Genomic DNA, 17685 nt, shown 5'->3' on the forward strand with positions numbered 1-17685 from the left:
CCACGGGGCAGGGCTGGAAAGGAATACTAGAACACCCTCAGATACCCTCCGGGGGCGGATTCCACCAGTCCTTCCATTTCCAGCATCAGCAGCGACTGCATAAGCTGGTCCGCCGGCAAGCCCGTGGCGTCACAGATTTGATCCGTTGAGCGGGGATCATACCCTAAAGCCTCCAGCACCGCGATTTCCCGATCGTCCAGATGGGCTGGCACCGGCGTGGGTTCCGGTGCCTTAATGGGCAGTTCCGCCTGAGGTTCCGCAGGGGCTGGCTTCGGTGAGGGCGCCTCCACCGGCCGGTTCCACCAGGCGGAGAGTTCGTCCTCGATATCGTCCACGGTCTCCACCAGCCTGGCGCCCTGGCGGATCAGCTCGTGACAACCCCGGGCCAGGGGGTTGTGGATGGAGCCGGGAATGGCAAACACCTCCCGCCCCTGCTCCAGGGCCAGCCGGGCGGTAATCAGCGAGCCGGAACGCAACCCCGCCTCCACCACCAGGATGCCCCGACTCAGGCCGCTGATGATACGGTTGCGTCGGGGAAAATGGCCCGCCTTGGGACCGGTGCCCGGTGGATACTCCGACACCAGCACGCCCCGCTGGATAATCTCGCCGGTCAGGGCCCGGTGAGCACTGGGGTAGATCACATCGGCACCGGTGCCCACCACGGCAACGGTATCGCCGCCCGCCGCCAGGGCGCCGGCATGGGCGGCGCCGTCGATACCCTGGGCCAGGCCGCTGGTGACCGCGTAGCCCCGTTCCGCCAGGGCACCAGCGAACTGCCGTGCGTGGTCCAGGCCCGCCCGGGTGGCATTGCGGGAGCCGACGATGGCGATCTGGGGACATTCCAGCAGCGAGGGATTTCCCCGCACATAGAGAACCGCCGGAGCATCCGGTATATGGCGCAAGGGCTCCGGATAGTGCCGGTCTCCCCAGCCCAGCAGCCCGATGGACTGACGCTGGCAGGTATCGAAAACCGCGGCCACGTCCGCCAGGGGGGCAAAATCCAGGTCCCGCCGTTGCCAGGCCGCCATGATGGCACGGGCCCCGGCACCGGCGCCGAAAGCCTTCTGGGTGGCCGGGGAGGCCTCCAGGAATTCCAGCGGGTTGGCAAAGGCATCACACACCGCCAGCCAGCGCTTGCCACTGAAACGGGGCAAGGAGCCCAGTATCAGCCAGGGGGCGGAAGGGGACGACAGGAAATCAGTGTCTGGTGCGCTGACCGTCACCGGGGTAAACCTCCCTGTTGGAGGGGCTGCCTTCCTGGCAGCCCTTACGTTCTGATCGGGGTCTTACGGATTCATCACCTTGTCGCCAACGGACAGGGCGCGGGTAGCCTGCAGGATCAGGCCGTAACTCAGTTTCTCATAGGTCTGGAAGACCATCAGCAGACCGGCGCGTTCATCGGGCAACTGGACCATCTCATTGGTGACGGGATCCTTGGCCAGGTTACCCGCCTGCAGTACCGCCAGCACGTTACCCACTTCCAGGCCATCACGCTGGCCCCGGTTCAGCACCACCACGTTGTACTGGCCGATCTGGGTGACACCACTCTCCACCGCGATCATCTTGCCTTCAATGTCCTCATCCGGCGCGCTGGGAGTGAAGCTGGTATTGATCCGGCGGTCCTCCCGGGCCAGCAGGCGGTCCTCGATACGGACTTCCTCACGGGTGCGGGTCAGTTGCACTGTCAGGACGTCGCCGTTCTCATCGGTCACCTTGCCATCACCGATGGAACGGGCCTCCAGGCCCAGGAACTCACCGGTATCCGGGTCCACATGGGCGCGGCTGCGACGGAAGATGCCCACACTGGTATCCGGGGCTTCGCCACGGGCATAGACACGGTCGCCGGCACCGGTCACGATGCGGCCTTCCTCGCCTTCCAGCACATAGGGAGCACCGTTAAGCTCTTCTTCCGTCACGATGCGGGTCTTGCTGAGGAAACTGTCAATGGCGTCCAGCGGGATAGCCGGAATCGGGGTATCGATCGGCTCCGACCGCACCTGGGGCGACAGTTTCACCACACCGTTGCTGGTCTTGGTCAGGTAGGGCTTACCATCAATGTACACCAGCGCCAGTTCATCACCGGGGTAGATCAGGTGCGGGTTGTTGACCTGTGGATTAACGTGCCAGATCTCCGGCCAGTACCAGGGATTGTTCAGGAACCGTGACGAGATATCCCAGAGGGTGTCACCCTTCTTCACCACATACCGGTCGGGGTGATCGGTCCGGAACTCCGGGCCCTGCGCCTGTGCCCAGGAAGCGGACAGCAGCATCACGGCTGCCAGAGCGTACAGCAGTTTCCTCATTGTAAAATCCTTCATCGCGCGTGCCTTGAAAGCGTGCTCCCCTCTAATATAGAGGAAAGTAACGAAATTGTGACCTTATATTCTTGTCTTGCAGTAGATTCTGACTATCGACTGATCAGTTTGTATTCAATGATGCTTCCGGGGATAATAGTGTTATCAACCGCTGTCTCCCCTTGGAATGCAGAGTTCTCGTTCCGATTATGATAACGAGTAGACAGCAAAAGTCGCGGTACGCGATCGCATTTTTGTGACACCAGCCAGACCTCCAGACGAGATCATGGCAACTCAGGCAAGTACAGGCAATTATGATTCTGAATATTCTTGAATATCCGGACCCACGGCTGCGCACCATCGCCAAGCCGGTGGAGGAAGTCACCGAACGACACCGCAAGCTGATCGATGACATGTTCGAAACCATGTACGATGCTCCGGGTATCGGCCTGGCGGCAACCCAGGTGAATGTGCACGAGCAGATCATCGTGATGGACCTGTCCGAGGACAAGAGCGAGCCACGGGTGTTCATCAACCCGGAAGTGGAAGTGCTCGACGGTGACTACCAGCCGATGCAGGAAGGCTGCCTGTCGGTACCGGGTTTCTACGAGGATGTTGAGCGTATCGAGCACGTCCGCATCAGGGCCATTGACTATAACGGCGAGCCCTATGAACTGGAAGCCACCGGGCTCCTGGCCGTGTGCATCCAGCATGAGATGGATCACCTCAACGGCAAGCTGTTCGTGGATTACCTGAGCGCCCTCAAGCGCAACCGGATCCGCAAGAAGCTCGAGAAGCTCCACAAGAAGAGCGCCTGACCAGGGCGTAACAGCAGAAGACATGAAAGGCCGGGTGTAACAGCACCCGGTCTTTTCGTTTGTTACCGCAGCCAGAAACAGGAACCCGCTGTGCGAATCGTTTTTGCCGGAACCCCCGATTTTGCCGCCGTCGCCCTCCGGGCGCTGCTTGCCACTGACCATGAGATTGTCGCCGTCTACACCCAGCCCGACCGCCGTTCCGGCCGTGGCCGCAAGCAGCAGTTCGGCCCCGTCAAGCAGACGGCGGTGGACGCGGACATCCCGGTATTCCAGCCCGTTTCCCTGAAGGACGACGCCGAGCAACAGGCGTTGCGGGGCCTCAAACCGGACGTGATGGTGGTGGCCGCCTACGGCCTGATCCTGCCCCAGGCGGTGCTGGACATTCCGCGCCTGGGCTGCCTCAACATCCATGCCTCGCTGCTGCCCCGCTGGCGTGGCGCCGCCCCCATCCATCGGGCCATCGAAGCCGGCGATGCGGAGACCGGCATTACCATCATGCAGATGGCCGCCGGCCTGGATACCGGCGACATGCTGCTGAAACAGCGCACCCCCATCCATGACGACGACACCGGCGGCAGCCTCCACGACCGGCTGGCGGACATGGGCGGGCAAGCCATTGTGGAAGCCCTGGCGGCCCTTGATACCCGTGGCCTGGATGCCGAGCCCCAGAACGATAGCCAGGCCAGCTACGCCCACAAGCTGAGCAAGGATGAAGCCCACATTGACTGGCGGTCGGATGCCCACGACATTGCCCGCAAGGTCCGCGCCTTCAACCCCTGGCCGGGCACCGACGGCGAACTGGACGGCGAGCGCATCCGCATCCACGAGGCCTTCGCCGTCAACGACACCGGCGACCAGCCCCCCGGCACCGTGCTGGCGAGGGAGCGTGCCGGTATCGACATTGCCTGCGGCACCGGCATCCTGCGGGTCACCCGGGTGCAGTTGCCCGGTACCCGGGCCATGTCCGTATCCGACCTGATCAATGGTGGCAAGCCCGTGCTCATGCCCGGCCAGGTGCTGCACTGATGGCCAGGGAGCTGCCCCTGCGCGCCGTCGCCGCCCGGGTACTGCTGGCGGTGGAGCAGGGCGAGTCCCTGGGACAATGCCTGCCGGCGGAAGCCCAGTTCCTGGACCCGGACCTCCGGCCCCAGTTGCAGGCCCTGTGCTACGGCACCTGCCGCTGGTTCCACCAGCTGGACAGCGAGCTCAACAGTCGTCTGCGCAAGCCCCTGCGCAAACAGGACCGCATCGTCCATCACCTGATCCTGGCGGCCCTGTTCCAGCTTCGCTTCAGCGCCAACCCCTCCTACGCCGTGCTCAACGAAACCGTGGATGCCTGCAAGGCCCTGGGCAGGACACCCCTGACCGGCCTGGTGAACGGTGTCCTGCGGGCGGCGGAACGGGAGGGCGCACCCGAACCCGCCAGCGATGAGGCCCGCTACAGCCACCCGGACTGGATGATCGAAAAGCTGCGCCATAACTGGCCGGATCACTGGCAGGGCATCCTCGACGCCAACAATACCCAGGCCCCCATGACCCTGCGGGTGAACCCGATGCATGGCAGCCGTGAACACTACCTGGAACGGCTGCAGGAGGCTGGCATCCCGGGCCGGGCCACCACTTTCGCCCGCCATGGCGTCCAGCTGGACAAGCCGGTTCCCGTGGATCTGCTGCCAGGCTTTGCCGAGGGTCACGCCAGCGTGCAGGACGAGGCTGCCCAGCTATGCACCCAGTGGCTCCGTCCGGAGCCGGGCCAGCACATCCTGGATGCCTGCGCCGCACCCGGGGGCAAGACCTGCGCCATCCTGGAAGCCATCGACAACCGGGGTGACGTCACCGCCATCGACGAATCCATCGACCGCCTGCCCCGGATCCTGGAAAATCTGGACCGGTTGCAACTCTCTGCCAAACTGGTAGAAGCGGATGCCGCCGACATTGACCAGTGGTGGGACGGCCAGGCCTTCGACCGCATACTGCTGGATGTACCCTGTAGCGCCACCGGTGTGATCCGCCGCCATCCGGACATCAAGCTGCTGCGGCGGGAGACGGACATCACGCCGCTGGCCAGCATCCAGCTAGGGTTGCTGAGTGCACTCTGGCAGACCCTGGCGCCGGGTGGCCGACTGGTTTACGCGACATGTTCAGTGTTTCCGCAGGAAAACAGTCGTATAATCCGGCGGTTCGTGAAGCAGCAGCCGGATGCCCGGTTGCTCGATGAACCCGCGGCCTGGGGCATGGACACCGGCCATGGACGCCAGTTGCTGCCGGATCCCCACAGTCACGACGGATTTTTCTACGCTTGCCTGACCAAGGGCGGGCCGGAGGAGAGCCAGTGAAAATCATAATCCTCGGAGCGGGTCAGGTGGGCGGCAGCCTTGCCGAAAACCTGGCCAACGAGGCCAACGACATCACCGTTATCGACAGCGATGGCCTGCGCCTGCGGGAACTGCAGGACCGGCTGGATATCCGCACGGTTCAGGGCCTGGCCTCCTACCCCACGGTGCTGCGCCAGGCCGGGGCGGAAGACGCCGACATGCTGATCGCCGTCACCAACTCCGACGAGACCAACATGGTGGCCTGTCAGGTGGCTTTCTCCCTGTTCCGCACACCCTCCAAGATAAGCCGGGTGCGGGCCAATGCCTACCTGGCCCGCAAGGAACTGTTCGGCGAGAACGGCTTCCCGGTGGATGTTCTGATCAGCCCGGAGCACCTGGTGACCCAGCACATCACCCGGCTGATCGAGTATCCCGGCGCGCTGCAGGTACTGGAATTTTCCAACGGCCTGGTACGACTGGTGGCCATCCGCGCCACCGAGGGCGGACCGCTGGTGGGCCACGAGTTGTCCTACCTTCGTACCCACATGCCCCGCATCGACACCCGGGTGGCCGCCATCTTTCGCAAGGACCGGCCTATCATTCCCCAGGGTGACACGGTGATCGAGGACGGTGACGAGGTGTTCTTCATCGCCGGCACCGACCATATCCGCTCGGTGATGAGCGAACTGCAGCCCCTGGAAAAACCCTACAAGCGTATCTTCATCTGTGGCGGCGGCAACATCGGCCAGCGCCTGGCCCATACCCTGGAGAGCCGCTACCAGGTAAAACTGCTGGAGCGGAACCGGGATCGCTGCGTGATGCTGTCGGAAAACCTGCGCAAGACCATCGTGCTGGAGGGCAACGCTGCCAACAAGGACATCCTGCTGGAAGAGAACATCGAGAGCACCGATGTATTCTGCGCGGTGACCAACGATGACGAGGCCAACATCATGGCCTCGCTGCTGGCCAAACGCCTGGGCGCGCGAAAGGTACTGACGCTGATCAACAACCCGGATTACGTGGACCTGATCCAGGGTGGCGAGATCGACGTCGCCATATCGCCCCAGCAGACCACCATCGGCAGCCTGCTGACCCACGTACGCAAGGGTGACGTGGTCAATGTGCATGCCCTGCGGCGGGGTGCGGCGGAAGCCATTGAGGCCATCGCCCACGGCGATCACCGCTCATCGCGGGTGGTGGGTAAGCGCCTGGACGAGATCAAGCTGCCCCAGGGCACCACCATCGGTGCCATCGTCCGCCACAACGAGGTGCTGATCGCCCACGACCACCTGAGGGTGCAGCCGGACGACCACGTCATCCTGTTCCTGGTGGACAAGACCCGTATCCGTGAGGTGGAGAAACTGTTCCAGGTGGGACTGACTTTCTTCTGATGATCACCCCAATCTCAATGGAAGGGAATCGCTGAGAATGCGCCTGCCGGTGATTGCCAAGATACTCGGCCTGCTGATGATGCTGTTCAGCCTCACCATGCTGCCGCCCCTGGGCATCTCCCTGCTATACGACGACGGCCAGTGGCAGCGCTTTGCCAATGGCCTGCTGATGGTCATGTTCGGCGGACTGGTGGTTTGGCTGCCGTTCCGCCGTGTGAAGGGTGACCTGCGGGTGCGGGACGGCTTCCTGATCACCACCCTTTTCTGGGTGGTCCTCAGCGTCGCCGGTTCGATCCCCTTCTACCTCAGCAATAACGCCCCCTATACCTACGTCGATTCGCTGTTCGAGGCGGTGTCCGGGCTGACCACCACCGGTGCCACGGTGATCACCGGTATCGATTCACTGCCGGAGTCCATGCTCTGGTACCGCCAGCAATTGCAGTGGCTGGGGGGCATGGGGATCATCGTGCTGGCGGTGGCCATCCTGCCGATGCTGGGTATCGGGGGCATGCAGCTCTACCGGGCCGAGGTGCCGGGACCAGTCAAGGACAACAAGCTGACGCCCCGCATCGGCGAGACCGCCAAGGCCCTGTGGTACATCTATGTGTCGCTGACCGTGTTGTGTGCGGTGGCCTACTGGGCCGCCGGTATGAGCTGGTTCGATGCCATCGGCCACAGCTTCTCCACCATTGCCATCGGTGGCTTTTCCACCCACGACGCCAGCATCGGCTATTTCGACAGTGCCCTGATCGAGATGATCGCGGTGGTGTTCATGATCATCTCCGGCGCCAACTTCGCCCTGCACTTCATGGCCTTCCGCCAGCGCAGCCTGCGGGCCTACTGGCTGGACTCTGAGTTCCGCTTCTATTTCAGCATCCTGGCCGTTGTGAGCGTGGTCACCATTCTGGTGCTGATCTATACCGCCACCCTGGACCCCACCAGCGCGATCACCAAGGGCATCTTTGAGGTGGTCTCCATCGCCACCACCACCGGCTTTGGCGCCGCCGACTTCAGCCAGTGGCCACTGATGCTGCCGTTCATGCTGTTCGTGCTGGCCTTCATGGGCGGCTGTGCCGGCTCCACCGGTGGCGGCCTGAAGGTGATGCGGGTACTGCTGATCTACCGCCAGGGCTCGCGGGAGGTGAAACGCCTGCTGCACCCCAACGCGGTGATCCCGGTGAAGCTGGGCAACCGCCCGGTGTCGGACCGGGTGCTGCAGGCGGTGTGGGGCTTCTTCTCGGTCTACATGTTCATGTTCGTGGCCATGCTGATCATCCTGCTGGCCACCGGCCTTGACCAGGTCACCGCCTGGACCGCCGTCGCCGCCGCCATCAACAACCTGGGCCCCGGCCTGGGCGAGGTCGCCTACCACTACGGCAACATCAACGACGTGGCCAAGTGGGTGTTGTGCTTCGCCATGCTACTGGGCCGCCTGGAGGTGTTCACCCTGCTGGTGCTGCTGACGCCCGCCTTCTGGCGACGTTAAGTCCTTGGCCGGAAAGGGCCTTGCGGGAATTCGACACCGACTTAGAAATACCCTTCCATGGCGCGTATAATACCCGCCTTTCGATGCGGGCCGGCTCTGTTACTGTTGTCCGACCGCCCGCAACACACAGACTGAATAGCAGGCAACCGTCGTGACAACCATGGCATCACAACCGTCAAACCCGGATCTGACGACCTTCCAGGGGCTGATCCTGGCACTGCAGAACTTCTGGGCGCAGCATGGCTGCGTGGTCCTCCAGCCACTGGACATGGAAGTGGGCGCCGGCACCTTCCACCCGGCCACTTTCCTGCGGTCCATTGGCCCGGAAACCTGGAACGCCGCCTACGTGCAGCCCAGCCGCCGCCCCACCGACGGCCGCTATGGCGAGAACCCCAACCGCCTGCAGCATTACTACCAGTTCCAGGTGGTGCTCAAGCCCTCGCCGGACAACATCCAGGAGTTGTACCTGGACTCGCTCCGCGCCCTGGGCCTGGACCCGCTGGTTCACGATATCCGCTTTGTGGAAGACAACTGGGAATCCCCCACCCTGGGCGCCTGGGGCCTGGGCTGGGAGATCTGGCTCAACGGCATGGAGGTCACCCAGTTTACCTACTTCCAGCAGGTGGGCGGCCTGGAATGCTACCCGGTCACCGGTGAGCTCACCTACGGTCTGGAGCGCATCGCCATGTACCTGCAGGGCGTGGACAGTGTCTATGACCTGGTGTGGACCCGCGGCCCCGATGGCGTGGTCACCTACGGTGATGTTTTCCACCAGCAGGAGGTGGAGATGTCCACCTATAACTTCGAGCACGCGGATACCGAGTTCCTGTTCCACAGCTTCGATGTCTACGAGCGGGAAAGCGCCCGCCTGATAGATGCCGGCCTGGCGCTGCCCGCCTATGAACAGGTGCTCAAGGCCTCCCACACCTTCAACCTGCTGGATGCCCGTCATGCTATCTCCGTGACCGAGCGTCAGCGCTTTATCCTGCGGGTGCGGACCCTGGCCCGGGCCGTGGCCCAGGCCTACTTCAACAGCCGCAAGGCCCTGGGCTTCCCGCTCGCGCCGGAGGCCCTCCGCAAGGAAGTGCTGGCCGCTGAAGAGAACACCGGCAAGGGCAAGAAAGGCAAAAAGGCCAAGAAGGGGAACGCATAATCATGGCTACTCAGGATTTTCTGGTTGAACTGGGCACCGAGGAACTCCCTCCCAAGGCCCTGAAACCCCTGTCCGATGCCTTTGCCCGGGGCATCCGTACCGGCCTGGAAGAAGCAGGCATCGCCTTTGGGCAGGTGGAAGCTTTTGCCGCGCCCCGTCGCCTGGCGGTTCGTGTCCGCAAGCTGGAGGACGCCCAGCCGGACAAGCCGGTGGAGAAGCGCGGCCCGGCGGTGAAGGCCGCCTTTGACGATTCCGGCAATCCCACCAAGGCCCTGAACGGCTTTGCCAGCTCCCTGGGCGTAACGCCGGAACAGCTGGACACCCTGGAGACCGACAAGGGCGCCTGGGTGGTCTACCGTACCGTGGAGCAGGGCAAGCCCACCGTGGAACTGCTGCCGCAACTGGTGGAGCAGGCCCTGGCCGGTCTGCCCATTCCCAAGCGCATGCGCTGGGGCGCCCACCGCACCGAGTTCGTACGGCCGGTCCACTGGCTGGTGTTCATGTACGGCAACACCGTAATCGACGCACCCATCATGGGTCTGAAGCCCGGCAACACCACCCGCGGCCACCGTTTCCACTGTCCGCGCTCGCTGATCGTGCCGACCCCCAATGACTACGAGATCGTGCTCAAGCAGGAAGGCTACGTGATCGCCGACTTCGCCGAGCGGCGCGAGGTGATCCGCCGGGGCGTGGAGGACATCGCCGAGAAGAAAGCCAGTGGCAGGGCGGTTATCGACGAGGATCTGCTGGACGAGGTTACCGCCCTCAACGAGTGGCCGGTGCCACTGCTGGGTGGCTTCGAGGAGCGCTTCCTGGAGGTCCCCGCGGAGGCCCTGATTTCCTCCATGAAGGAACACCAGAAATACTTCCACGTGGTGGACCCCGGCGGCCAGATGCTGCCTGTGTTCATCACCGTGGCCAACCTGGAGAGCAAGGACCCGGCCCAGGTCATCGCCGGTAACGAGAAGGTGATCCGCCCGCGTCTGGCCGACGCCGCTTTCTTCTACGACACTGACCGCAAGACACGGCTCGAAGACCGTGTCGAACAGCTCAAGCCCATCGTGTTCCAGGAGAAGCTGGGCAGCATCCATGACAAGTCCGTGCGCGTCGCGGCCCTGGCCGGCAAGATCGCCGAAGCCATCAACAGCGACCCGGCGCTGGCGGAACGCGCCGCCATGCTGGGCAAGACGGATCTGGTTACCGAAATGGTGCTGGAGTTCACCGACCTGCAGGGCATCATGGGCCAGTACTACGCCGCCAACGACAGTGAGCACGAGGATGTGGCCAAGGCCCTGAACGAGCAGTACATGCCCCGTTTTGCCGGCGACGACCTGCCGTCCACCCTGACCGGCTGTGCCGTGGCCATCGCCGACCGACTCGATTCCCTGGTGGGCCTGTTCGGCATCAACCAGCCGCCATCCGGTACCCGCGACCCGTTCGCCCTGCGCCGGGCCTCCCTCGGTGTACTGCGCATCATCATCGAGCGGGAACTGCCCCTGGACCTGCAGACCTGCTGCGAATGGGCAGAGCAGAACTTCACCCAGCTCACCGAGCAGAACACCGCCAGCACGGTGGTGGACTACATGCTCGAGCGCTTCCGTGCTCACTACGAGGAGCAGGGCATCAGCGCCGAGGTCTACCTGGCGGTGCACGCCCGTCGTCCGACCCGACCGCTGGACTTCGACCGCCGGGTGAAGGCGGTGGATGCCTTCCGCAAGCTGCCAGAGGCCGAGGCCCTGGCCGCCGCCAACAAGCGGGTGTCCAACATCCTCACCAAGCAGGGCGACGAGTCCATCGGTGAGCATGTGGATAACGCCCTGCTGCAGGACAAGGCGGAGATCGCCCTGGCCGAGCACGTCAGCGAGCAGGCCGGGAAGGTGGTGCCGCTGTTCGACAACGGTGACTACGCCACCGCCCTGAGCTCCCTGGCGAGCCTGCGGGCCCCGGTGGACGCCTTCTTCGACGAGGTGATGGTAATGGCGGACGACGAGGCGGTGCGTAACAACCGCCTGTCACTGCTCAACCGCCTACGCAACCTGTTCCTGCGGGTGGCGGACATCTCGGTACTGCCGGGCAGCTGAAACACCGGCCTAAAATGACAAAGGGCTTCTCCTGAAGGGGAAGCCCTTTTTCGTTGGGTGATCGACAGGGCTACAGCCAGCCCTTGCGCTTGAAATACCAGTAGGGGGCAAAGCCGGACCCCACCATCAGCGCCAAGGCCCCCGGGTAACCCAGCAGCCACTCAAGCTCGGGCATGTACTCGAAGTTCATGCCGTAGATACTGGCAATCAGCGTCGGCGGCAGGAACACCACGGCGGCGATGGAGAAGGTCTTGATGATCTGGTTCTGCTCGATGTTGATAAAGCCCTGGGTGGAACCCATCAGGAAGTTGATCTTCTCGAACAGGAACGCACTGTGGGACATCAGGGTTTCGATGTCCCGGGCGATTTCACGGCAGGTTTCCCGCAACTCCGGGTGCGATCTCAGGTGCCTGATCAGAAAAGAAATATCCCGCTGGCTGTCCATCAGGCACAGGCGGATGCGACCGTTACTGTCTTCCAGTTTGGCCAACTGACTGATAGCTTCCTCCAGCTCCGCCTCCTCATCTTCCAGCACCAGGTAGGACACCTTGTCGAGCTGCTCATGAATATGCTCCAGGTTGTCGGCATGGTTCTCGATCTTCTGCTCGAACACCGTCACCAGCGCTTCGGAAGGATGGTGGCTTTCCAACTGGCCCCGGCGTGCCCGCATACGCATCAGCCGGAAGTCCGCGATCTCGTCATCCCGGATGGTGATCAAGCGCTCGGGCTGGAGAATGCAGGCCACCGATACCGTGATGTGCCGCCCTTCGGTCTGGGTCAGGAACAGCGAGTGCACATGGATACCGGCCTGGTCGACGAAACAGCGGGCTGATGCCTCGATCTCGTCCACTTCATCCTGCTCCGGCACATCGGTCAGCAGCAGCTTCTCGAGAATCGCCTTCTCTTCCTCGCTTGCTTCACAGCAGTCGATCCAGTCCGCCGCGCGAACCTGTGCCTCCAGTGGCTCGTCCGTCACCGGAATTTCGCGAATGAGACCATTGGTAAATCTGAACAGTCGAAGCACAGCCTTCTCCCGTTGGTGATCTGGTGTCAGGTTATTCTACCCGGCAAGGGAATCAACCCATAAGGAGATCCGGGAGAATCACCATAACCGCTACGGGAGGGCTGGCAATTGGATGGAGAATACGTATAATGCAGCCCGTAATTCGGCGTGTGGCGCAGCTTGGTAGCGCACTTCGTTCGGGACGAAGGGGTCGCAGGTTCGAATCCTGCCACGCCGACCATTCCTTTCCCGGTTTCCCTACCGCTTTTCCATAGCCCTTCTTCTCTGCCACACGTTTCCATCACCAGATCCTTAGCACCAGTCTGTCGATCATCAGACCCGGAATACGTCCACGTTATTTGTGCGCAACAGCGACACATAACCGCAACAGACGCCTGGATGAAGCGCCCTGTTAACGACGGTGGAACGCGAATCACGTTTTCGAACCACTGTCATTGTTAAGGTCATCCCTGCAATGAGTCCCAGGCAGGATGTCGCTGAGAGTAGGGGGTTAATGGTGTAAAGCCAGAAACGCCATCGCCCGTCAGTGGCCAGGAACCATCAAAAACCGATCCACAATAACAAGATGGCCCTTACCATGGACGACAGGATTCACACCGTCGACTGCCGGTGGTTGCTTGCCCTTTACGCCATTATTCCGATTTCGGTCGCCGCCGTGGCCCTGGACCTGCTCTGGCTTGATAGCAGGCTGTCAGAAGACTTTCTCCCGTCCGATCCCAACCGATGGGCATTCTGGACCGTCGTCTTCGGCCTGCCCCACATTATTGCCAGTACCCTGACCATGGCTGACCGGGAATACCTGGGTTACTATCGCCGTCGACTGGGTATTCCTCTGCTTGCCTTCACCGCCATTACCACCGCAGGCTACCTGGGCCCGCAACCCCTCAGCTACAACCTGCTGTTTGTGTTCCTGGCGTTCTACACCATTTACCACGTACTGGCGCAGCAGCTTGGCCTGACGCTGATGATGATGGGCGTCCCGCCAACCCGCGTCTTCCGGGCCTGGAAGTGGTTGGCCATTTTTGCGGGGTTCGCCATCTATGTCAGCGTCTACGGGCAGGGCCGCTTCAGGCATATCGACATCGGCCCGCTGCCGCTGTTCGATGTCGTCAGCTATCTGGCGGGAGCCCTGGTCGCCCTGATGACGGTGTTGGCCATTGAGCTGACAAAGCATGCCCGCTATGCCATCGGCAAGTGGTACCTGTGGGGCAACGTCGCCATGCTGGTATCGGTATTCCTGATCAACGAGATAGGCTACACCGTGTTCGTGATCATGATACCGCGCATCATTCATGACCTGACGGCGTTCAGTGTTTACATCACCCACGACCGTAACCGCAACAAGGCCGGCCCCAGGAACCTCGTCTACCGGCTGACCCACCTGGTGCCGCTACCGGCGTACCTGATCCTGCCCCTGGCCTCCATTGCCATCGCCTATCCCCTGACGATGAACAGGGACCACACGGCGATTGGTATCGTGGTCCTTACCGTGTCCTTCCTGCATTACTACTTCGAAGGGTTTATCTGGCGAGGCAATACGCCCCACAAACAGCATCTTGGATTCCGGCGGTAACACACCGACCAGCCTGTTCCACATGGGTCCGGAATAGTCTGGACTGGCTTGCAGGCATGCCTGGTGTCTACGGATCTGGCTATCGAACATCACCCCTCTGCGATGCCTTCGCGCCGGCCCAGTTTCTCCAGCAATCCGTCCCTGACGCCCGGCCAGTCCAGGTCCGTGATGCTGTACATCACCGAATCCCTGACAAAGCCGTCCTGAACCACCATATGCCGGCGCAGCACGCCTTCCTTTTGCGCTCCCAGCCGCTCGATCGCCCTCTGTGACCGCAGGTTCCTGGCGTCCGTCTTCAGTTCCACCCGGAGAGCGCCCAGCACCTCAAAGGCATGCCTGAGCAGCAGGTACTTGGCCTCGGTATTCACCGCCGTACGCTGGTAGTCCCGCCCGACCCAGGTGTAACCAATCTCCAGCCCATGATCCCGGGGGCGGACGTTGAGGTAGCGGGTACTGCCCATCAGGGCACCGGAATCCGGCTGGACCAGCACATACGGGTAATGCAGCTCCTTGCTGGCCAGGCCCAGGGCCTGGTTCACCCACTGTTCCGTATCCACCCGGCTGGTAAAGGCCCCTGCAGGCAGATAGGCCCAGTCCTCCTGGAGCTGGCCAATGTCGAACAGGCCATCCATATGGCCCTCCAACAGGGGTTCCAGACGCACGTGACGACCTTCCAATACCGGTTGTTCCATCTTCATAACCATACAGTTTCCCTTCCATTTTCAACGACAGCATTAGCTGTCTTTAGCTTTAGCCCATCCGATGTTTCACGACCGAGGCGTCAGAGACACGGCGATGATCGACACAACAAGTGGTCGCGTGACCCCTGGGGATCCAGTCTATTGCCAGAGGCCACCACACATCGCCGGATAGGTGGCGGGTGAAAAGCCATCAAAACGGATATCCCGCACCCGATCCAGACCATGCCAGATCAGTTTGTGGCCCTTCAGGCGGCTGGTGATGCGGATGCCTTTCTCCAGCCTCTCGATTTCGTCTGCGCTGGCATCACGGGCGTCGCCCACCTCGCCAGAAAGACGAACAGCGGGGGCAGAATCAAACTGTCCACGAAACAGCGATTTCAGCCAGAACCCGGTACTGCTGTTAACCGCCATCAGGCAGATCCGCCGGTTATGCTCGAAGTTCCTGGGCATGGCTTTCGAGTAGGCATCAAAATAGTAGCCGGTCATATCGTCCCGGAAGAAGACATGCCCGATAGGTGTCACATGGGGGTTGCCGTTCTCATCAACGGTGGCAATGGAGAAAAATCGATTGGATTTCCGGGCGTTGCCCAGAACCTGCAGAATCCCGGGCCAGTGTTTTTCCAGTTTCATTTCCATTTCCTGCTCCTTCAGGTTGGGTCATGATTCATCCGGTATCAGGGCCAAAAGGTCGGTGACGCCAATATCCTCGCCGGCCTGCGACAACAGCGTGGACACCTGGCCCCGGTGGTGGGTCTGGTGATTGAAAAAATGCTGGATCAGGTAGGACAGTCGCTTGTTGGAAGACTGGCCCTCAATCGTTCGGTACGCCAGCGCCTGGTCCACATCCGAATCTTTCAGCCCACCAACCCAGCGGACAATCTCGTCATCCAGCAACCGCCGATGGTCCCGGAGCTTTCCCAAGTCATCGAACAGGATCTGGTCCAGGCTGGTGGGGGTCGGCTGTGCCGCGACCTTCTGCAGTGATTCAGTGCCGGAGGGAAGGGTAGCGAAACGTTTCAGCCATAGTGTGTCGCCCACCACGATGTGATTCAGGGTGCCCAGGATGGAACCGAAGAAGGCGCCACGGTCCCGGGAAAGCTCGCTCGGATCAAGTCGTCCCGCCGCCTCGTAGACCTTCCCGTTCATCCACTGGTTGTAGGCGGCCATCTGTTGGAACAGGTGTACCTGGCTCATGGTTTTCTACCTCCGGGCAACCGCTAATGGGTTCATTCCAGCCTACACTCCATGAAGACCGCATCAGGGTGCGGGTTGTAGCGGTACGGTGGAATCTCACGAAATCCCAGTCTCCGGTATAGACGCAGGGCGCTGTCCAGCTCGGGGATCGTGTCCAGGCGAATAATATGCTCTCCCAATGTCGGGTCCAGCAACTCAAGAACAGGCAGGCCGTGTTGGGCAACGAATGAGGCGTGGTTGACGTACTGACCGGCATTCCATGTCTGGCTCATGTTAGGTTCCTTGGCACTTTATATCGACGGCGTTCCTTTCGCCTGACGAAAGGGAAATAGTACTGTTTTACAAGCGAAGGGACAAAGCAGCAGGAATCGCTCGGCAACGTCGCGTCAGAGAGTCGATTCTGTTTTGGTCACTGTACTGCCGATACATGGCGAGGCGGGCTCATTGTTGTCAACAACCAGGGTGGCATGGTTGGCCGGTCCACACTCCTGAAAATATAGCTGCTGACCTTCGATGTACCGCCTGTTCAACGGCGCAAGTAGATCCATGGGCGTGCCGTCCCGCGCACCCAAGCGCTTTATCGACGTCTCGAAGGACACCTCGAGAAGCACGGACAGGTCCCAGTATCCGCGAAGCTCGGGGCGGTGAGCAAAGATGCCATCGAAGATGAGGATATCACCAGCAGCCGCTTGCCGCGTACTCGAACGGACCGGGGCATCGTTCCTGTGATCGAACACTGCTGAAATATACTGCCCTGAGCCTCCGGGAGACAGAGGGTCAAGCAGCACCTGCCTCAGCGTGGCGTAATCGTATGAATCACGGTAAAAGCCCTCCGGGCAAAACCGGCCACGGCGATACCGGACCACGCGCGGATGATGAAACCCGTCCACAGAGGCACGGATCACTTTTGCACCCCACGCCTCCAGCGTCCGACCAAGCTCATCCCCGAACATCGTCTTGCCCGCACCGTCGACACCATCAATGGCTACCCGCGTCACAAAGGGACTTTGAACGCTCAGGATAGCTTGCGCAATTTGCTCTATGACCAAGATACAATTACCTCTTGCCGCTCCAGCGCCCACTTAAGGGCGGCGACCGTCCCGCACCATTTACATCGCACTTTTGGTTGGCCTGAACTCAGATTGCCGGATTCGATAGTGGTTACGCCCGATCCGGGCTTCATAACCCAGAGGCTTGAAACCGCATTTTTCCAACACACGGATCGAGCCAGTGTTCTCCGGCCTGGCGAAGGCAGTCACCTGAGAAAGGTCCAGATCAACGAATGCATGGCGCAGCGAATACGACACAAGCTCGGTCGCGAAACCGCGCCCCCAATGGGCCGGGTCGAAAAAATAGCTGACCTCCACACCCCATCCCGAATCAAATGGGTCTATGTTCAGACCTCCCCAGCCAATCACGTCTGCTTCGCTACGATCACACACCACCCATGGTGCGAATCCGTGTGAGAACCGCAAATCTTCAAATGTTTTCAGCCTGTGCGCGCATTGCTGCAACGAAGTGGTCGTATACGTGTGGCGCATCGCTTGCTGATCACTTTGGATGGCATAGAGTGCATCCGTATCTCTCTCCAGAAACGGACGCAATGTAAGTCGACTGGTGTGATGGGGTGTCAGATCCATATAGGGCTGTAGCGT

Annotated in this window: 17 protein-coding genes and 1 tRNA gene; 9 read left to right on the forward strand and 9 right to left on the reverse strand. The window is 61.5% G+C overall.

Annotated features, from left to right (window positions below):
- Positions 1-26: 26 nt before the first annotated feature.
- Both dprA and ACJO3T_RS16430 read right to left on the reverse strand, forming a co-directional pair.
- Positions 27-1223 carry a DNA-processing protein DprA gene (dprA, locus tag ACJO3T_RS16425; RefSeq protein WP_406979168.1) on the reverse strand — a complete coding sequence of 399 codons (1197 nt, stop codon included), beginning with the start codon at positions 1221-1223 and terminating at the stop codon, positions 27-29.
- A gap of 63 nt (positions 1224-1286) precedes the next feature.
- Positions 1287-2303: a LysM peptidoglycan-binding domain-containing protein gene (locus tag ACJO3T_RS16430; RefSeq protein ID WP_406962590.1), complete on the reverse strand. Its 1017-nt coding sequence runs from the start codon at positions 2301-2303 to the stop codon at positions 1287-1289.
- 302 nt (positions 2304-2605) lie between these two features.
- Between ACJO3T_RS16430 and def the strand changes: the two genes are divergently transcribed.
- The 7 genes from def (at position 2606) to glyS (ending at position 11538) form a co-directional block, all read left to right on the forward strand.
- Complete coding sequence (gene def / locus ACJO3T_RS16435) at positions 2606-3112, forward strand: peptide deformylase (protein WP_406962804.1); 507 nt, start codon at positions 2606-2608, stop codon at positions 3110-3112.
- 90 nt (positions 3113-3202) lie between these two features.
- Positions 3203-4138 (forward strand): methionyl-tRNA formyltransferase, encoded by a 936-nt coding sequence (gene fmt, locus ACJO3T_RS16440; protein ID WP_406962588.1) that lies wholly within the window; start codon positions 3203-3205, stop codon positions 4136-4138.
- Positions 4138-5448, forward strand: coding sequence for a 16S rRNA (cytosine(967)-C(5))-methyltransferase RsmB (gene rsmB / locus ACJO3T_RS16445; protein WP_406962586.1), 1311 nt, complete (start codon positions 4138-4140; stop codon positions 5446-5448). The genes fmt and rsmB overlap by 1 nt, the downstream gene beginning before the upstream one ends.
- Complete coding sequence (gene trkA, locus ACJO3T_RS16450; RefSeq protein ID WP_328187692.1) at positions 5445-6818, forward strand: Trk system potassium transporter TrkA; 1374 nt, start codon at positions 5445-5447, stop codon at positions 6816-6818. The genes rsmB and trkA overlap by 4 nt, the downstream gene beginning before the upstream one ends.
- A gap of 37 nt (positions 6819-6855) precedes the next feature.
- Positions 6856-8304, forward strand: coding sequence for a TrkH family potassium uptake protein (locus ACJO3T_RS16455; protein WP_406962584.1), 1449 nt, complete (start codon positions 6856-6858; stop codon positions 8302-8304).
- A 160-nt stretch (positions 8305-8464) separates the two neighbouring features.
- Positions 8465-9457, forward strand: coding sequence for a glycine--tRNA ligase subunit alpha (gene glyQ, locus ACJO3T_RS16460; protein ID WP_406962578.1), 993 nt, complete (start codon positions 8465-8467; stop codon positions 9455-9457).
- A 2-nt stretch (positions 9458-9459) separates the two neighbouring features.
- Positions 9460-11538, forward strand: a complete 2079-nt coding sequence (gene glyS, locus ACJO3T_RS16465; RefSeq protein WP_406979169.1) for a glycine--tRNA ligase subunit beta — start codon at positions 9460-9462, stop codon at positions 11536-11538.
- 70 nt (positions 11539-11608) lie between these two features.
- Here glyS and corA read toward each other — a convergent pair whose 3' ends face one another.
- Positions 11609-12562, reverse strand: a complete 954-nt coding sequence (gene corA / locus ACJO3T_RS16470; protein WP_406962574.1) for a magnesium/cobalt transporter CorA — start codon at positions 12560-12562, stop codon at positions 11609-11611.
- Between the two features lie 143 nt (positions 12563-12705).
- Between corA and ACJO3T_RS16475 the strand changes: the two genes are divergently transcribed.
- Positions 12706-12782 (forward strand) — tRNA-Pro (locus ACJO3T_RS16475).
- 357 nt (positions 12783-13139) lie between these two features.
- The gene (locus ACJO3T_RS16480; RefSeq protein ID WP_406962572.1) at positions 13140-14135 is read left to right on the forward strand and encodes a hypothetical protein; all 996 of its coding nucleotides are present in this window, start codon (positions 13140-13142) and stop codon (positions 14133-14135) included.
- An 89-nt stretch (positions 14136-14224) separates the two neighbouring features.
- Here the strand turns inward: ACJO3T_RS16480 and ACJO3T_RS16485 are convergent, their stop codons facing one another.
- The 6 genes from ACJO3T_RS16485 to ACJO3T_RS16510 form a co-directional block, all read right to left on the reverse strand.
- Positions 14225-14833, reverse strand: a complete 609-nt coding sequence (locus tag ACJO3T_RS16485; RefSeq protein WP_406979170.1) for a GNAT family N-acetyltransferase — start codon at positions 14831-14833, stop codon at positions 14225-14227.
- A 141-nt stretch (positions 14834-14974) separates the two neighbouring features.
- A complete protein-coding gene (locus ACJO3T_RS16490) occupies positions 14975-15466 on the reverse strand; it encodes a pyridoxamine 5'-phosphate oxidase family protein (RefSeq protein ID WP_406979172.1) in 492 nt (163 codons plus the stop codon).
- A gap of 27 nt (positions 15467-15493) precedes the next feature.
- On the reverse strand, positions 15494-16030 hold the full coding sequence (locus ACJO3T_RS16495; RefSeq protein WP_406979174.1) for a DinB family protein: 537 nt from the start codon (positions 16028-16030) through the stop codon (positions 15494-15496).
- Between the two features lie 32 nt (positions 16031-16062).
- Positions 16063-16302, reverse strand: a complete 240-nt coding sequence (locus tag ACJO3T_RS16500) for an N-acetyltransferase (RefSeq protein WP_406979175.1) — start codon at positions 16300-16302, stop codon at positions 16063-16065.
- A 114-nt stretch (positions 16303-16416) separates the two neighbouring features.
- Positions 16417-17079 carry a nucleoside/nucleotide kinase family protein gene (locus tag ACJO3T_RS16505; protein ID WP_406979176.1) on the reverse strand — a complete coding sequence of 221 codons (663 nt, stop codon included), beginning with the start codon at positions 17077-17079 and terminating at the stop codon, positions 16417-16419.
- 60 nt (positions 17080-17139) lie between these two features.
- Entirely contained in the window at positions 17140-17670 is a 531-nt protein-coding gene (locus ACJO3T_RS16510; RefSeq protein ID WP_406979178.1) for a GNAT family N-acetyltransferase, read from the reverse strand.
- Positions 17671-17685: the final 15 nt, after the last annotated feature.

This window comes from Marinobacter shunpengi, assembly GCF_045449715.1.
In the GTDB taxonomy this organism is placed as follows: Bacteria; Pseudomonadota; Gammaproteobacteria; order Pseudomonadales; family Oleiphilaceae; genus Marinobacter.